The following is a 17,765-nucleotide window of genomic DNA, read 5'->3' as shown; positions in this document are numbered from 1 at the left end:
GCTATTTCCCGGGCATCACCTGATAGGTCGGGTCCTCCATAATATTAACGACTGCGATTCCCTCTGCATTTTTGAGCAAGGAACGACAATCCTCACTAAGATGCCATAGTTCTATCTTCTTATTTTTTGCGGCATAACGTTCGGTGATTTTATTTAATGCATCTACCGCGGACATATCTACGACACGGCTTTCCCTGAAATCCACAATGACGCGATCCGGATCCTCTAGAAGATCAAACTTATCCAAAAAATTAGCAGTAGAACCAAAAAAAAGAGGGCCATATATTTCATAGTGCTTCACACCGTCCCGGTCAAGATACTTTCTTGCCCGTATACGTTTTGCATTATCCCAGGCAAAAACCAATGCCGATACCACTACACCGGCAAGCACAGCTAAAGCTAGATTGTGCAATAACACCGTTATTGCAGCAACAAGCACACCGACAAAAATATCCGATTTCGGAAATTTGTTGATGATACGTAAACTCACCCATTGAAAAGTTCCAATCGCCACCATCATCATTACGCCGACAAGTGCGGCCATTGGTATCTGTTCAATAAACGGCGCTCCAACCAAAATAATTACAAGGATTGTTATGGCTCCAATAAAAGCAGATAGCCGCGTCCTTGCACCAGCATTCAAATTTACCAGCGTCTGAGCAACCATGGCACATCCACCCATCCCACCAAAAAATCCATTAACTGTATTGGCAAGTCCCTGCGCCATAGATTCGCGATTTGCATTCCCTTTACTCGCTGTAATTTCGTCCACCATATTAAGAGTCAACAGAGACTCAACAAGGCCCACGCCGGCCATCACAAGTGAATAGGGAAAGATCAACTGCAATGTTTCCCAGCTCCAGGGAACATTGGGCAAATGAAAACGCGGCAGTGATCCACTGACCGAAGCGATATCCACTACTTTTTTTGTTTCGATCCCCAATAGGGAAACCAGACCAAAAACGACTAAAATAGCGACCAGAGACGCCGGAACTGCTTTTGTCAGTCGGGGAAAAACAAGCACAATCAACATCGTTAATGCCGTAAGCCCTCCCATAATATATAAAGTTGACCCCGACATCCACGCTGTGCCTGTTCCATTATTCACTTTAAATTGGACAACCTGCGCCATGAAAATAATAATGGCCAGCCCATTCAAAAAACCATACATTACCGGTTGCGGAATCAGCCGGACAAATTTCCCCCATTTAAAAAGACCCACCAAAAATTGCAATATACCCGCCAGGACAACAGCTGCGAAAAGATAATCGATACCATGACTTGCTGCAAGCGCCATCAAAACAACAATCGTCGCACCGGCGCCTCCAGATACCATACCGGGCCTTCCACCTAAAACGGCTGTCACAAGTCCCATTAAGAAAGCTGCATAAAGTCCTGTCAAAGGGGGGAGGCCAGCCAATATTGCAAATGAAAGTGATTCAGGTATCATGGTCATGGCAACCGTCAAACCGGCAAATAGCTCGTTCTTAAAATTGACGGATCGCACATTAAAAAATTCAAAGGTATTGTTCATATCAAAATTCAGTTGAACAGTATTAAAGCCCTGCAAAGGTAACAATCAATACCGCAAATCACCAAGCTACAGCGTCTAAAACACAAAGAAATCGCAATCGTAAAAACACTTTTAATGACTATTTGTTATTTATTGCAAGTTTTATTGCAAAACAGTATATTAACCCATATGAAACAATCTCCAACTATATATCGTTCTATTTTATTTTTATTTCTAAATCTATTTATTACCATTTTTGGGCCGCCGGTCTTTACCAATTCCACAGTTAGGGGCTCTACCTATATGAGTCAGCCTGTTGTACAATGTTCAATTTTAAATCCCCTGTCGGCAGCAGGCAGCATACAGGTAGAACCACCAACAGACAGCATAATCCGCTTCGCCGCCCCACAAAATTTAACGGATAGCATAACTGTATCGATGCGACAGATAAAATGGATTTCAGATCGGGTCAATGCCAATCTACCCGATAGCATCGCAAATTATCAGAAAAAAAACTTTCTACGTGCCGGAATAGAATGGTTCTCTATTCAGGCCATACCTGCATCCGTCAATTATTTCATCCGGAAAGACCCTGTCTCCCATATTTCCTTCAAAAACTTCTTCAGTCATCTGAAGTTTTCCGCATGGACATGGGACGACAATCTTTTTGCGACGAATCAGATTGCACATCCCTACCATGGTCAGTTCTATTTCAACTCATTCCGATCAAACAATTTTAGTTTCCTGCAATCTACGCTGGCAACTGTCGCTGGAAGTTACATCTGGGAGACAGCGGGTGAAACCGAACCTCCTTCGATCAACGATATTGTCAATACCAGTTTTGGCGGAACAATCCTAGGAGAAATGACTCATCGTCTTTCACAGCATCTGCTCGCCAGACCAAGTGTTACGAAAGGACAACGTAATAAAAAGGAAATTTTGGCGATGTTGATCAATCCGATGAATGGTTTAAATCGGTTGCTCGACGGTCGTTGGGGTAATACAACAAAAGGTGCCGTGGTTGATAGCTCATTGGTGCATACCGAAGTGGAATTGGGGATCCGTCGATTTGATGCCAAAGAGCATGATGTACTCAACCGCGGTAAAAATGACATTTATGCACGTATAAAATTGATTTACAACAACGATGATGTTGACAAAAAGAAACCATTCGACGATTTCTTTCTAAATCTCGAAATTGGATCCGATGATAGCTCGATCGTAAATGCTGTGAATGTCTACGCCTCGCTCTACGGAAATCGTATTTTATCCAATTTAACAGGTCGGCATCGTGGTATCGTTTCTGCCCATTTTGACTTTTTGCGAAATGAAGCTTTCTATTACGGCTCACAGAGTATCAATTACAATATTTTTTCCAACTACAATATCGGTACACGGACGAAATTGAGTACTATACTGGGAGGTGGTCCAGTTGTACTGGCAGCAGTGCCTGATCCCTATCTTCATTTCGGCGAAAGTCGTACCTATGATTATGGTCCCGGAGCAGACATCCGTGCCTCCGCCACGCTAAGCACACTCAATCGCTTAAAATTTGGCATAGATTACCGCGGTGGGTATTTTGTCACGATCAGTGGCAATAAATCTCATCATTATCTTCACACCGCATCCACCAGTGCATCTGTGCGGATATGGAAAAACTTTGGTGTCAATCTTTACTCCGGATATTTTAGACTTGAAGGCCATTACAAAGATCATCAAAATGTCAACAAAGATTATCCGTTTGTTCGTTTGGCTCTAGCCTATAACTCCGAATATTAGTAGATGAAACATCACAAAAAAATACCCCAAAATAAGTGTCTAGCTTTTTTGGGGCATGTTCAAACCGTTCTCCAGTTAAGTCTTTTCTAATTTGTCCAATATTTTTTTAACGCCTCTTTCAATCGTGGGTCATATCCATAAATATCTGGATAGGAAACTAGTTTACCATCGTCATCTAGCCAGGTTGTATAATAAGTAAGGTATACAGGCATCTGACGTTTCAGTGTTACCCAACGTGATTTCGAGATCGAGTCTGTTGTTATTTCATGGGCAATCTTCTCTGCCTGTTTCTCGTTATTGACAAGGTAGCTGGCCAAGTCTACAGGTTTCTCAACCCGTACACATCCGTGGCTTACGGCGCGGTTGCTCTGTCCGAACATTTGTTTGGCCGGTGTATCATGGAGATAGATCGAATAAGCATTTTCAAATAAGAATTTCACATTACCCAAAGAGTTATCTGAGCCAGGATTTTGTTTAAAACGGAACTTCTCCACCGAATCGGCATGCCAATTTACAGTACTGGGATCCACCTGCTTTCCTTTATAATAGGCCACCATATTGCGTGAAGCTAGATAGTTGGGATTGTTACGCACACTTGCCAATAGTTCCTTTTTTACGATACTACTTGGGATATTCCATACGGGGTTGACCTGCATAGCATCTAAAATGCCCTGCATAACTGGAGTTTCATGGTTTTCCCCTTTACGGGTGTAAGCTGGATTATCAGTTTCGCCAACACATACATTCATCAACTGGCGTGTTTTTCCGTCTTCCATGATGTGCAATCGTTGTTCCGGAATATTGACAAATACATATTTGTCTGGAAATGCCTCTCCCATCCAACGCAATTTTTCAAGCACCATCAGCACTTTTGTTCTTTGGGTATCATCCAGATTACCATTTGCCAGTAAATCCTGAAATTGGATGTAATACTGGTTTTTTGGCTGAATACCAGCCATTAATGATCCGATCTCAACACTATCCAATAGGCGAACTACGCTGGCATAGTTCATCCGTTTTTGAGGTACAAAATACCTTCCGTACAAACGTTTTGGATTGATAACACCATATTTCATGCTGCTTACATAGGCTACTAGACCATCGGTTCCCAGGAGATCCAACTTCGCCAACAACGGATAAGATTCTGCTACATCTTTAGGTTTCAGTTTACGGAGAGAAAATAAAGTTTCCTTGATCTCTGTTGTATGAAAATAGCTGCTACGGAGCCCGTGTTCTTCACTGCGCTCGAAATAATTCAATAGCGTATCAATACTACTATCGAATAAATGTCCGGCAATTAAGGTCATTCCATCGGTAGAATCAGACAAGTCCTTCATCCAACTGGGGTTATGCAGTTTGGCCTTCTGTTTTCCATACACCTCCCTAAATACCTTCATATAGGCTGTTGTATCAAATTCCTTATAAGATTTTTGCTCAAAACCTTTTGCAAGCACATCACCATAAGTGGGGAGATTCTCTTTACAGGAAAAAAATAAAATTGAAACGAAGGAAATAAAAACTAAAAAACGTGACATACTACAAATAATGAAAAAGAAATGGCCTCGCAATAATGAAGCCATTTTCTAAGGACAAAGATAAATAATTCTTATTGACAAACGAATCTTACCTGTCATCGAATCACTACAGAATGAATTACTGCTGTTTTTGCAGGAAATCCTCGAGCAATTCGACCATCTCCGAGTTACCCAAAAAAACCGCAGTTCGTTGGTGCAGGCTCTTGGGTTCAATGTCCAAAATACGTTGATATCCATTTGTGGCCTTGCCTCCGGCCTGTTCAATAATAAAAGCAATCGGATTACATTCATACATCAGTCGCAACTTTCCATTCGGATGGGCGGAAGTAGTAGGGTAAAGAAATATTCCACCCTTTAATAAATTGCGATGAATGTCCGCAACCATAGATCCAATATAACGGGAAGCATAGGGGCGCTGGGTGGAAGCATCTTCCATTTGGCAATACTTGATATATTGCTTGACACCATTCGGAAATTTAGAATAGTTCCCCTCATTGATCGAATAGATATGGCCAGCTTCGGGAATCTTCATATCGGGATGTGACAGACAGAATTCACCTATAGAAGGATCTAAAGTGAAACCATTCACCCCCTTGCCTGTGGTATACACCAACATGGTCGAACTTCCGTAAATCACATATCCTGCAGCAACCTGTTTGGTTCCATGCTGTAGAATATCATTGCTATTACAAGATACCCCAGTATCCGAAAGCCGACGGTAAATCGAAAAAATGGTTCCTACGGAAACATTTACATCAATATTACTCGAACCATCCAGTGGATCTATACAAACAATATATTTTGCATTTTTAGAAACTCCAGACTGCATGTAAACGGGGTTTTCATGTTCCTCAGAGGCAACCACACAGCATTCTCCCCCGCTTTGGAGCGCTTTGATAAACTGCTCATCAGCATATACATCCAGCTTTTTCTGCCCTTCCCCCTGAATATTGGTCTGTCCTGCATCCCCCAGGATGTCAACCAGTCCAGCTTTATTGACCTCCCTGTTAACGATTTTTGCTGCTATACCGATATCGCGCAACAGCCTGGACAGCTCGCCTTTCGCATAGGGAAAATCGGCTTGTTTTTCTATAATAAATTGACCTAGTGTTTTTATACCACTCATAATAGTGTTTTATTGGATATTTGTTGCACAAAGCTAAAAAAGTAAAATATATTTTAGCAAAACTTCCTGCTTGCCAAGCTAAAATTTAGCGGACGGAATACGCAATCGATTGCGTATTTCTTTGAAAACTTTCATATGCTAAAACGATTATCACCTACAAAAAGATAAAAATGAAGCAAAAGAAGTAGATATCTATTAAATAACTGCAAATAAAAAAAAACTAAAAAATGATAAGTATTTGGTAATTTTGGCAAAATATATTGATACAATGCAACAACTTTTACAGCTCGTCGAAAAGGAAAAACTAGGCAAGCAGCCAGTTACACAACATACGTTGATTATTGACGACAAACAGGTCATCCATGGGGCACTTTTTTTCGTTAAAACAGCCCGTAAGACCTTTAAAATAATGGTTCCAACACCGTATTACGAAGCATTGTTAACAAGCAAACTAACCGTTCAGAGCTTATTGAAACACCCCGAAGCTATGCTACTTTCCTAAACCTAAGCTTTGCTCCTGGTTACAGCTTAGCCTACGCCTCCCTCCCGCAGTGCCGCTCTTATTCCATTTGATATTGTCGCTGTAAACAAATAGCCTTATTTCGGTGTTTATTTTACGTAAAACATCAATGCAGTCATCCATCCATATCGATTTCTTTTCGAAAGAGCGGATATAAGCATTTGAAATATTACAAAAAAACGGTGTAAAAGTATAACATTACCCAGGTGATAAGCCTTAAATTTAATGTATAACAAAATGCTATGCAATACCAATATAAACTTTCAGGCATGTCCTGCGACGGGTGTAGAACAATAATTGAAAATACGATCAATCAACTTCCTGAAATTCAGGCTAAAGTTACATTAGACCCACCATTACTGACAATAGAATCGTCAAAAGGAATTTCGGCAAAACAACTACAGGAAACCCTAGATCAATTAGGGGGTTATTCTATTGAAGAAATCGATAAACCAGTAGACGATATGCCGCATAGTGAACAATCAAAACCATTTAAATCAAGTAAATACCAATGCCCCATGCACTGCGAAGGTGATAAAACCTACGATCAACCCGGGCGCTGTCCAGTTTGTGGAATGCATCTCGCAGCAATAGAAAATATCGGCGATGCAAACCATAATGCACAGACCCCAGATCAACTGCCATCAACTGTAACACACACAGCTATTAATAAACAGCAGCATGAATCTATCATGCCGGAGCACAATCATCTAGCGCATCAACACGAACATCTCCATCAAGAACATGGACAAGAGCACAATCAGCAGCAACAAGATGAATCAGTGCCACATGAGCATAACCACGGCCAACAAAAGCATGCCCAGCACGCCCCTATTGCTGCAATACCCCTGCAGCAGAATGTGAGTTCAGCGGGAAAATACTACTGTCCAATGCACTGTGAGGGCGACAAGCTTTATGATCAACCGGGCAACTGCCCAGTTTGCGGGATGAATTTGGAGAGAGTTCCGGAATTAAATAGCAACACACAATATAGCTGTCCGATGCATCCCGAAATTGTACAGGATCATCCCGGAAGCTGCCCGATCTGTGGTATGGATCTCGTCCCTATCGCTGGGGGCAGTGACGTTGAAGATGATAGAACCTATAAAGACCTCCGGATGAAACTATGGCTATCTATCTTGTTCACAGTTCCGATATTTATACTGTCCATGGGAGAAATGCTTCCCGGTAATCCAATCGGGAAAGTCGTTCCTCCGGCTTGGTCGGGCTGGATACAATTGTTTTTATCCCTTCCGGTTGTCTTCTACACGTGTTGGTCTTTTTTCCAACGTGGTTGGCTCTCTTTTAAAACCTGGCGTCTGAATATGTTCAGCTTGATTGCCCTTGGCGCTGGTGCTGGCTTCGTATATAGTCTTGTCGGTCTGTTTTTTCCACAGTTGTTCCCAGATGACCTCAAAAATCACCACGGTTATATTGCTTTATACTTTGAATCCGTTACCGTCATCCTGACCTTAGTTCTCCTGGGGCAGGTGATGGAAGCTAAAGCACATTCCAAAACCAATTCAGCCATCAAAGAACTCATTAAACTCAGCCCCTCTGATGCTACCCGGGTCGAAAACGGGGTTGATGTCAAAATTAGTGTCGATCAGATTAAGATCGGTGATACCCTAAAAGTAAAGCCTGGGGACAAAATCCCCGTGGATGGCCAGATCACAAATGGGACAACAAGCATTGATGAATCCATGCTCACGGGCGAACCTTTGCCTATCGAAAAACAGGAAGGTGACAAGGTTAGCTCCGGTACCATCAACGGTGAACGAAGTTTCCTCATGAAAGCTGAACGTATTGGTTCGGATACCCTATTGGCTCAGATCATTCAGATGGTCAATAATGCCAGTAGAAGCAAAGCCCCCATCCAACGCCTTACGGATAAAGTCTCCGAAATATTTGTTCCAATTGTGATTGTAATCGCATTATTGACATTCATTGCATGGTGGATCTGGGGCCCTACCCCCTCGCTGTCTTATGGTTTTGCCAATGCCTTGGCGGTTCTTATCGTTGCTTGCCCCTGTGCCCTTGGCCTGGCCACCCCGATGTCCGTTATGGTTGGTGTCGGCAAAGGAGCCACAAATGGCATATTGATCAAAGACGCCAGTGCCTTAGAAAAAATGAACAAAGTCGATGTACTGTTAACGGACAAAACAGGAACGATAACCGAAGGTAAACCCACCGTTGATGATATTCAACCCAGCGCGCTCAGCAGTATCAATGAAATATTAGCATTGGCTGCTTCGCTAAACAGCAACAGCACGCATCCCCTTGGTCAGGCTATTATTGAAAGGGCTAAAAAGGACGGTACTGAAATAGAGCAACAGGTTTCAGGGTTCGAAAACGTTGCCGGACAAGGGATCAAGGGGCATATTAACGGCCAATTAATTGCCCTCGGTAATCAATTGTTGATGGAATCCCTGCAAGTGACCATCTCAGAGGAGATACGAAAAGCCGTAGAATCAGCCCAATCCAATGGCAAAACCGTTTCCTATCTGTCGAAAGGAAGTGATTTACTTGGCTATTTTAGCATCTCTGATCAGATCAAAGCTTCTTCCAAACAGGCTATACACTACCTGCTTCAGCACGATGTAGATATAATTATGCTTACGGGAGACAATGCACACACTGCAAAATCCGTCGCTGGGCAGGTCGGTATCAAACATTTCAAAGCAAATGCTTTACCAAAGGATAAATTACAGGAAATTCATAAGCTACAAGAACAGGGACATATTGTGGCAATGGCCGGTGATGGGATTAACGATGCTCCTGCCCTTGCTCAAGCCGATATTGGTATCGCCATGGGTACAGGAACAGACGTAGCAATACAAAGTGCATCCCTCACCCTATTACAGGGAGACCTAATAGGCATCGCTAAAGCCAAAATACTGAGTCAGAAACTACTGCGAAATATCAAAGAGAATTTAGGCTTTGCCTTTATCTATAATATTCTAGGTATCCCTTTAGCCGCTGGACTGCTATACCCAAGTTTCGGCATCTTATTATCACCCATGATTGCTGCTGCCGCCATGAGCTTTAGTTCCGTTTCCGTGATTTTAAACTCGCTGCGCTTAAATCGGGCAACAATAGGAATAGATAAGAAGTAGACAAAAAGAAGATGCTTGATAGTAACAAAAATAGATAATTAATTATATTCGCTGTTACTAATGACATATATTTATCATTATTATGCGCAATATACTTTTAATATTTCTATCGGTTATTGTAACACTGGTTTGTGTCAAAAATTCACAAATGATCGATATCGATCTCTTTGCGACAGGCAAAATAGCGTTATGGAAACTCCTGCTGGCATTTTTTGCGATGGGAGTACTCTTCGCCTTTTTGCTAAAAGGTGGTAAAAAGGCAAAACAACAAGAAAATACAACGCTTTTTGATTTATCTGAAGACGACGAACAGGAACCAAAGTCCAAATTATCCGACGAAGATCGGGATTTTCTATCCTAGGAATAAAAAATAAATCGCTAAAAATGAAGGTTTAAACATATTAAAGGCATTTTTATCACCTAAATAGTTGCGTAGAATAGAGATTAAGCCTATCTTTGCATCACTTCAAACAAGGAACAATAGTTCAAAAATAAAGAAGTAAGATTCCGTAGCTCAGCTGGTAGAGCAATACACTTTTAATGTATGGGTCCTGGGTTCGAATCCCAGCGGGATCACAAAAGAAAAGCTAATCGCAAGATTAGCTTTTTTTGTTTTAGCGGTATTAAGGATAATGAATCCAATGTTTATTTGCGTTCAATTTGCATGACAGGTTAAGATCATATCTTTTTTTCAGGAAAAATTCATAATTTGGACAAACGATAAAATAAGCGACCAACATCGCTATTATCCCAGTATCTAGCATAAATCTAAAACCACTTTGCGAATTATTTATGTCAATTAATTCTTCAAAAAAATAAAAACATGACACAAAATATTGGATTAACGAAAGATTCTGGCTGGCAGTTTGGTGTAAGAAAAACGCTACCATCCAATTTAGAACATCTGTGGGATCTTTTTTTTTCGGAAAAGGGATTAAAATATTGGTCTGAGGAGGTTGATCAAAATTTCTCAACCTTTAAAGAATATTCACATATACGTACAAAGTGGAAACATGCAGGATTCGAGGAAGGCGCGAATTTGCAGATCAGGTTTATTCCTAACAAAAATCGGGATAAAACTACAATTTCTATTCACATTGATCAACTAAAGAATGAAAATCAACGGGAGGAAGCAAAAAGATACTGGTCTAAAATAATTGAAATTTTACCAAATCTACTGAGACTAGAGAGCAAATAAAATATCCTGCGATACGAGCCTCAATATACTTCCGCCTTGATATTCGGAATTTCCCATACTAATGTGGTATAACATGATGTTGCTGTCTGCTCTTAGCAATGTGCTTGTCTTATTCTAAGATATAAAGCACATTGATCTATTAAGGAGTTTGAAGGATGATTAGAATACTCCACCTGGATCTCTATTACAATATTATTTAAATACTTAGTCAATACTTGATCGATACTTAATGTGTACGTTAAGCGTGCTTTTCCTGTACTTAACTACCGCCTAAAAAACCCCTGATTTCATGGATATTAAAGGCATTTATATTATGGTATTTTTGATATATTAGAAAAAATACATCACATGAAGTTCATTTTCATACTCCTTTTTGCATCGTCAAGCGCTTTTATTCATGCGCAAACTAAGCCTATTTCCAACAATTTATCCTATCCTGATCTAATTCCAGTACTGGTAAACGATAGTCTATATGGTTACTGTGACAGTCTTCTTGACATCAAACTGGCTCCTGCATATCAAAGCGCAGGATTATTTGAAGAAGATTTTAATTTCCAGGTTTTCCATGTCAATAAACCCGAAATTGTGAAATATGGATCTGCCGAATACGCTTGGGTTCAGCATAATGGAGAGCTATACCGTATCAACAAAAAAGGCGAACCTGTTTACAAATATGATGAAGCCGATTTCAAAACCGGAGAAACCCTTATTCAGCTCTTTAAAAACGCTGGGGAACATGTAATAGAAAAAGTAGATGATACGACTCTATTTCAACAGATAAAAGACAATCAAACGGGACAGATTGTGTTTCCAGACGATCAGTCGATCGCCGACTTTAGAGAAAAGAATAAGACATTTATCGACGCAGGAATTCGGCTAATTTATTATCCCCACTTCACAGCAGTTCCTTACACATATTTTACCAATGAACAAACGCAGCTCAAAGGAATAAAGAATAAAGCAACAGGTGACATCTTGGTCAAAGCGCGTTATGCTTCCATCGAAGAGTTTTACAATAATCCCCAGCGTATACGACAATACCCTTTGGTCGTCGCCTATCGTGGAGATCTGGATAAATATGTGTATGTTGGACTCAATGGAACAGAATATGTCCTTTATTCTGCCCAAATAGAATAAAGATGTAAAAAGCTGAGTACAACGTAAATTTCAATTCAAAAAAAGTAGCCAAAACAATAGTTTGCTATACTGTCTAAGGTCTAATCTGGGAGTTCCAGTCATTCTTATGGATTTTATTCCACGGCCCTAATCAGACCTGTTAGTATTTAAACTTTACCCAGTCACCATCAACGAGATCCAGGTCAAGGATTGCATCCATTGATGACTTTTTACAGATAAATAAGGAGGTGCTAGGACGCTCATTGACAATCCGTAAGTCCTTGTCCGGGATTCTTGCATTAATCTGTTCCAGCCGCTCTGGTCGCGCTGGATTAAAAATTGAAACGATCTGAAACATCTGTTCTTTTCCTTCCCAAGTATAACGATACATACGTGTATAGGTCGAACCAGCAACAGAATCCAACTTAACAGGATTACCAAAACCTGCATTAAGATCCTTATACAAATTATTCAATTCAACACCTGTAAGCTCAGCCTGGGCATTGACCAGCTTAAATTTCCCATCATTTCCTGTGATAGCATTCACCCGATTAAAAATCACCTCATCAAATTTAGCTACGATGTCTTTGTTGGAAAATTTCTTTACTTCAAAAGTCGACCAACCGTTTGTGAGGTTAAAGACTTCAACAAATTGTTTTTTACTATCAACGTTAAGATTAGATTTTTGTGTTGCTGACCGATAGAAAAGCTCAGCATCCATGCTAAAATCAATATTTTTTAGATCCAGAACCTCCTGCTGGTAGCTGGGCCCATCTGTTGAACATGCTCCCATAATAAGGGTCAAACCAATCATTATGCTTTTGATATTTGGAAATCTGTATTTTACAAGGCGTTCTGTCATTGGAATTTTCAATCTTTTCTAAAGGTGCGAATAATTCCAAAAATTAAAAAGCAGCAATAAACATTCGCCAATACAGAACTCATATTTTACTTTCTGCATACAAGATCTGCCCTATTCGAGCAATGTGGTAAAAAATATTATTTTTTTCACTAAGATTTCCTCTCCATACTACGTATCTATCTAAAATTATAAACCATGAGGCTAACAGAAGATATCAAGCAACTTATTGTAAAATGCATAAAGGGCAATTTATCGCCTGCGGAAAAAAATGCGTTGTCCTCCTGGTTGGCCGAATCCCCTGCGCATGGCACTTATCTTGATGATCTGTTGCAAAAAGAAGATCTTGTACGGGATTTGAGACAGCGGATCTCACTGGAGGAATCAGATGCTACAGATTGGTCTGAACGCCTCAAAACAAAAACCCTGGCAACGATCCATGCACGAGAGAAACCTATCCGTATCAACAGGATCAGGCGACTTATGCCTTATGCCGCGGCTCTATTTTCTGTTATTCTTGCGGGATTAATCTATCAATTTATTTGGAAGCCTTCGGCGCCCAATACCAATAGAATCGTCCTACATGATGTCGAATTACCAAATAATCATGCTGAAATACAGCTTTCGAACGGAAAAGTAATCCAACTGGACAATAGAAAGGGCGCATTGGTCACATCTGGTGGCTTGAAGTATGCCGATGGTAGTCTTATTCAATCGACAGCTCCCAATACAGATTTGATTGCGACTGTACATACAGCAGCTGGCAGCATGCTCCAAATTACCTTGGCAGATGGATCAGAGGTTACTCTCAATGCAAAGACATCATTCAAATACCCCTTGCAATTTACGCAAGACCAACGCCTTGTTGAAGTGGATGGGGAAGCTTATTTTAGAATCGCCAAAAATAAAAAAGTTCCCTTCCGTGTAAAATCCAATGGTCAATTAATTGAAGTAACAGGTACCGAATTTAATGTCAACACCTATTCAAAACAAAAAAGCAGTACGACACTTGTCGAAGGTTCGATCAATTTATCGGCCAATGGAAAACAAATACAGCTCAAACCCAATCAACAGGCCACCCTGTCATCGGGACGCCTTTCACAAAAAAACGTAGACCCACACAATTACATTGCCTGGATTGACAATAAATTCTATTTCAACGAGACAGACCTCCATACTGCCCTACTGGCGATTGGTCAATGGTATGATCTCCAGATTATTTATAAAAATAATAGCAAAGAGACCTATTTATATGGCGAAATTCAACGAACAAAAAGTTTATCCGCGGTATTGGAAATTTTAAAAAGAAGTAATATCCAGTTTGAGTTGATCCAAGAAGATGGTGTTCGTAAGCTCATCGTATCCAATTAACCCATTATATAACCAAAAACTAAATTATATAGATGAAAAAGCCAACTTAACGAAGCTAATCAGAGCCGCTAAAAAAAGCCGAAAAATGCTTCCAACATTAATCGGCCAATACATTAGCGATCTCCATTTTTGACCGATTCACTCAATCAGTTTACCAATAGATTATATCCCTAATTCAACAAATTTATGAATTTTAAATTTCTTGTCCATAGAAAACCTATAGCTATGGACATACCCAAACAATGGAAGACCAAGATGAAGCTTAGCGCCTTTTTTACGCTTGCATGTGTTGTCAAACTCTCAGCAGCTGGATATGCACAATCTATTACCATAGATGCAAGCAAAACATCGCTTATACAGGTTCTGCGAACTATCCAAAAGCAGAGTGGCGTTCCCTTTCTGTTAAATGGTAAGGAACTCGCCGAAATAAAAATTGAAGGGCATGTAAAGAATATGCCTTTAGACAAAGCGATGTCAGTACTGTTGAAAAACAAACCCGTTAGCTGGAGTTTCAAAGACAATATGCTTGTCGTAACCGCAGTGAAAACAAACAGTTCCGCTGTCATTAGTCCAACAAATTATACGTTTATGTTGCAGACAAGGACCGTAAAGGGCAATGTCCATGACAGCCAGGGGCAACCAATCTCTGGGGCTACAATCACAGTCAAAGGAACAAGCAAAGCGACCACAACAGATGCCAGTGGAAATTTTCAGCTGGATGTCAATGACCGTAATGCCATACTTGTTGTTAAGATGATTGGATTTCAACAGAAAGAAATTCCCTTAAATACACAAATCTATCTTGATATTGCGCTTAATCAACAGATTGACGCCTTGGAAGAGGTGGTAATCGTGGGCTATGGCGCTACGAAAAAGAAGGAATTGATCGGTTCGGTATCGCAGATTGATGGTAAGCAGCTTGCCAAACGAACGGTTCCCCAACTTGCGCAGGCACTAACAGGACAGATGCCTGGTGTAACGGTAATCCAACGTTCGGGGCAACCCGGTGCGGCCAACAATAGCATACAGATCAGAGGTGTAGGCTCTTTTGGTGCCACCACCGATGCCTTTATACTGGTCGATGGTATTCCAACCAGTTCATTCAATGATATCGACCCCAATGATGTAGCCTCCATCTCTGTTTTGAAAGATGCCTCATCAGCAGCAATATATGGTGCCAGGGCTGCCAACGGTGTTATCCTCGTCACCACAAAAACAGGGTCAACAGCTGGAAAGTTAGCCGTTAATTATAGCGGATATTTTGGTATTCAAAAACCAACAGCCTTTCCTGAGTTTGTCAATTCATGGGAATATGCTAGCCTGCTCAATGAAACCACAAATGGTGGCGGTGGTTATACCGAAGAAGAAATTCAAAAATTTAAGGATGGATCTGATCCTGACAATTACCCCAATAGCGACTATATTGGTAGTACATTTAAATCACAGGCAGCCCAGACTGGACATAATCTGAATATTTCCAATACAACCGAAAAGATACAGTATACCCTATCTGCCGGGTTCCTCAATCAGAAAGGTATTGTCATTAAAAATAATTTTAATAAATACAATGTTCGACTTAATTTGATTTCCAAGCTGAGTGATAAACTTAAATTAACGACAAGAGTATCGGCGATACAGACCGACACCGATGAACCCGCTGCACCAGCAACGCTTGATTTTTCGCGAATGACCGATATTATCTCCCAGGTTATCCGCTATCCCGCAACATTTCCGATCCGTATGAGCAATGGTGATTGGGGAGCTGGAAATAATCTAAAAGGAACACCTGTCTCTTTTCTTGAAAGCGAATCATTTTACAAAGAGAAAGTATCCGATATCTCTGGGAATGCACGTTTCGACTGGAATCCAATTTCTGATCTGACACTCTCGGCAATTGGTGGTTATACCCAAACCAATGGTCGTTCCAAGTTGTTTCGTGCAACACAGCGCATTAATAGCTCCATTACACTTGCTCCTTCTACACTAGAACAGAGCGCCCCATATACGACATATAAAACTTTTCAGGCATTAGCCGATTATAGCAAATCATTCAACGATCATTCCGTTAAAATCCTTGCTGGTTATTCCTTTGAAAAAGGTTACAGTGAAGGACTGTCGGCCTCACGTCAAAACTTCCCGAGCAATGAGCTTACAGAATTAAATATTGGTTCACCAGATGGACAACTTAACTCGGGCTCAGCATCCGAATGGGCATTGGAATCGCTCTTTGGTCGGGTTCAGTACAATTACGCAAAAAAATACCTCTTAGAAGGTGTGATTCGATACGATGGTTCATCCCGCTTTCCCACAAGTAAACGGTATGCTATTTTCCCTTCACTTGCTGCGGGTTGGCTAATCAGTGAAGAAACTTTTATAAAAGATAAATTTGACTGGATTACTGAGTTGAAATTAAAAGGCTCCTATGGTGTTTTAGGTAATCAGAATATTGTGGAAAATCTTACCTCAAGAGTAGTATCAAATTATCCCTACCAAAACATCTTAAATACGGGTTACAATTATCCCTTCGGAAATAGTATATCGCCTGGGGTCGCCCGTGTGACGATTGTAGATCCAAACTTACGCTGGGAATCGACCCGAACTGCTGATGCCGGACTCGAAATCGCATTATTTAAAAATCTACTGACCTTTAGCAGCACCTATTACAATCGTTTTACTTATGATATTTTAGTCAGCCCCAGCTCAAGCATTTCAAAGGTATTAGGCTTTGATGTTGGTATACAAAACTCCGGAAAACTTAGAAATACTGGCTGGGAATTTACGTTAGGCCATCAACATAAGATCAATGAGTTCTCCTATAATGTCAATCTAAACTTCTCCACCGTCAAGAATAAAGTCGTCGATTTGGGTATTGGCAATATCAACCAATCCAATGGCATGATTGGTAACGGATCCGATTTGTTTATCGGCTATCCGATACAGGCTTATTATGGCTATCAGACTGACGGTTTATTTGTTGATGCTGCTGATGTGGCATCTTGGGCAGATCAAAAAAGTATTAATCCACAATCACAACCGGGCGATATCCGGTACAAGGATATCAGTGGACCGGACGGTGTCCCTGATGGTAAGGTCGATGCAACCTATGACCGCACGGTTATTGGATCCCGTATTCCCAAATATACCTATGGAATGAATCTTGGATTTAATTACAAGGGCTTTGACCTTGGTCTCCTACTCCAGGGTGTAAGTGGTGTGCAGGGTTTATTAAATAACTATGCTGGATTTGCATTAACTCAGAATGGCAATATTCAACGTTGGCAAGCCGATGGCCGATGGACTACTGCAAACCCAGATCGAAATGCCATATACCCAAGATTCGAACAGCTGCCAAGTACCGGAACACCAAATACACTCTTATCAGACTATTGGATGCTTGATGCGAGCTACTTGCGTTTAAAAAATATACAGTTGGGATATGCTATCCCAAAACAGCTGGTTGCCAAATGGAAATTGTCAGGCTTACGTATCTATGCAAATGCCGAGAATCTATTTACAAGCAGCAATTATCGAAAAGGTTGGGATCCAGAGATCAATTCAAGTGGAGCATACTATCCGATTATGCGAAATTTCACGTTCGGCGTAAATCTTAGTTTTTAAATCAATTCATAACC

Annotated in this window: 12 protein-coding genes and 1 tRNA gene; 9 read left to right on the top strand and 4 right to left on the bottom strand. The window is 40.7% G+C overall.

What is annotated here, in order from left to right; genetic code table 11:
- Position 1: 1 nt before the first annotated feature.
- On the bottom strand, positions 2–1,534 hold the full coding sequence (locus BWD42_RS01695) for a SulP family inorganic anion transporter (RefSeq protein WP_077432748.1): 1,533 nt from the start codon (positions 1,532–1,534) through the stop codon (positions 2–4).
- Positions 1,535–1,702: 168 nt separating this feature from the next.
- Between BWD42_RS01695 and BWD42_RS01690 the strand changes: the two genes are divergently transcribed.
- Positions 1,703–3,292 (top strand): DUF3943 domain-containing protein, encoded by a 1,590-nt coding sequence (locus BWD42_RS01690; protein WP_175991928.1) that lies wholly within the window; start codon positions 1,703–1,705, stop codon positions 3,290–3,292.
- 86 nt (positions 3,293–3,378) lie between these two features.
- On the opposite strand, the gene BWD42_RS01685 is transcribed toward BWD42_RS01690, so the two are convergent.
- Positions 3,379–4,827: a L,D-transpeptidase family protein gene (locus BWD42_RS01685; RefSeq protein WP_175991927.1), complete on the bottom strand. Its 1,449-nt coding sequence runs from the start codon at positions 4,825–4,827 to the stop codon at positions 3,379–3,381.
- A gap of 118 nt (positions 4,828–4,945) precedes the next feature.
- Positions 4,946–5,953, bottom strand: a complete 1,008-nt coding sequence (gene fbp, locus BWD42_RS01680) for a class 1 fructose-bisphosphatase (protein WP_077432745.1) — start codon at positions 5,951–5,953, stop codon at positions 4,946–4,948.
- 268 nt (positions 5,954–6,221) lie between these two features.
- Here fbp and BWD42_RS01675 point away from each other — a divergent pair, with 268 nt between their 5' ends.
- The 6 genes from BWD42_RS01675 (at position 6,222) to BWD42_RS01650 (ending at position 11,924) form a co-directional block, all read left to right on the top strand.
- A complete protein-coding gene (locus tag BWD42_RS01675; RefSeq protein ID WP_077432744.1) occupies positions 6,222–6,455 on the top strand; it encodes a hypothetical protein in 234 nt (77 codons plus the stop codon).
- 260 nt (positions 6,456–6,715) lie between these two features.
- Positions 6,716–9,589, top strand: a complete 2,874-nt coding sequence (locus BWD42_RS01670) for a heavy metal translocating P-type ATPase (protein ID WP_077432743.1) — start codon at positions 6,716–6,718, stop codon at positions 9,587–9,589.
- 148 nt (positions 9,590–9,737) lie between these two features.
- The gene (locus BWD42_RS01665) at positions 9,738–9,950 is read left to right on the top strand and encodes a hypothetical protein (protein ID WP_077432742.1); all 213 of its coding nucleotides are present in this window, start codon (positions 9,738–9,740) and stop codon (positions 9,948–9,950) included.
- A gap of 142 nt (positions 9,951–10,092) precedes the next feature.
- A tRNA-Lys gene (locus tag BWD42_RS01660) sits at positions 10,093–10,165 on the top strand.
- Between the two features lie 247 nt (positions 10,166–10,412).
- The gene (locus tag BWD42_RS01655) at positions 10,413–10,787 is read left to right on the top strand and encodes a hypothetical protein (protein ID WP_077432741.1); all 375 of its coding nucleotides are present in this window, start codon (positions 10,413–10,415) and stop codon (positions 10,785–10,787) included.
- Between the two features lie 348 nt (positions 10,788–11,135).
- Positions 11,136–11,924, top strand: coding sequence for a hypothetical protein (locus BWD42_RS01650; RefSeq protein WP_077432740.1), 789 nt, complete (start codon positions 11,136–11,138; stop codon positions 11,922–11,924).
- 139 nt (positions 11,925–12,063) lie between these two features.
- On the opposite strand, the gene BWD42_RS01645 is transcribed toward BWD42_RS01650, so the two are convergent.
- On the bottom strand, positions 12,064–12,765 hold the full coding sequence (locus BWD42_RS01645) for a hypothetical protein (protein WP_077432739.1): 702 nt from the start codon (positions 12,763–12,765) through the stop codon (positions 12,064–12,066).
- A gap of 195 nt (positions 12,766–12,960) precedes the next feature.
- Between BWD42_RS01645 and BWD42_RS01640 the strand changes: the two genes are divergently transcribed.
- Together BWD42_RS01640 and BWD42_RS01635 are read left to right on the top strand one after the other, a co-directional pair.
- Entirely contained in the window at positions 12,961–14,133 is a 1,173-nt protein-coding gene (locus BWD42_RS01640; RefSeq protein ID WP_077432738.1) for a FecR family protein, read from the top strand.
- 225 nt (positions 14,134–14,358) lie between these two features.
- Complete coding sequence (locus BWD42_RS01635) at positions 14,359–17,751, top strand: SusC/RagA family TonB-linked outer membrane protein (protein ID WP_175991926.1); 3,393 nt, start codon at positions 14,359–14,361, stop codon at positions 17,749–17,751.
- Positions 17,752–17,765 lie beyond the last annotated feature (14 nt).

Source organism: Sphingobacterium sp. CZ-UAM (genome assembly GCF_002000245.1).
Lineage (GTDB): Bacteria > Bacteroidota > Bacteroidia > Sphingobacteriales > Sphingobacteriaceae > Sphingobacterium.
The sequence above is the reverse complement of the archived record's forward strand: the minus strand, read 5'-3'. Positions and strand labels throughout refer to the sequence as shown.

Coding starts and splice junctions, on each gene's coding strand:
- BWD42_RS01695 (WP_077432748.1), bottom strand. CDS start 1,534: ATGAACAATACCTTTGAATTTTTTAATGTGCGATCCGTCAATTTTAAG.
- BWD42_RS01690 (WP_175991928.1), top strand. CDS start 1,703: ATGAAACAATCTCCAACTATATATCGTTCTATTTTATTTTTATTTCTA.
- BWD42_RS01685 (WP_175991927.1), bottom strand. CDS start 4,827: ATGTCACGTTTTTTAGTTTTTATTTCCTTCGTTTCAATTTTATTTTTT.
- fbp (WP_077432745.1), bottom strand. CDS start 5,953: ATGAGTGGTATAAAAACACTAGGTCAATTTATTATAGAAAAACAAGCC.
- BWD42_RS01675 (WP_077432744.1), top strand. CDS start 6,222: ATGCAACAACTTTTACAGCTCGTCGAAAAGGAAAAACTAGGCAAGCAG.
- BWD42_RS01670 (WP_077432743.1), top strand. CDS start 6,716: ATGCAATACCAATATAAACTTTCAGGCATGTCCTGCGACGGGTGTAGA.
- BWD42_RS01665 (WP_077432742.1), top strand. CDS start 9,738: ATGATCGATATCGATCTCTTTGCGACAGGCAAAATAGCGTTATGGAAA.
- BWD42_RS01655 (WP_077432741.1), top strand. CDS start 10,413: ATGACACAAAATATTGGATTAACGAAAGATTCTGGCTGGCAGTTTGGT.
- BWD42_RS01650 (WP_077432740.1), top strand. CDS start 11,136: ATGAAGTTCATTTTCATACTCCTTTTTGCATCGTCAAGCGCTTTTATT.
- BWD42_RS01645 (WP_077432739.1), bottom strand. CDS start 12,765: ATGACAGAACGCCTTGTAAAATACAGATTTCCAAATATCAAAAGCATA.
- BWD42_RS01640 (WP_077432738.1), top strand. CDS start 12,961: ATGAGGCTAACAGAAGATATCAAGCAACTTATTGTAAAATGCATAAAG.
- BWD42_RS01635 (WP_175991926.1), top strand. CDS start 14,359: ATGGACATACCCAAACAATGGAAGACCAAGATGAAGCTTAGCGCCTTT.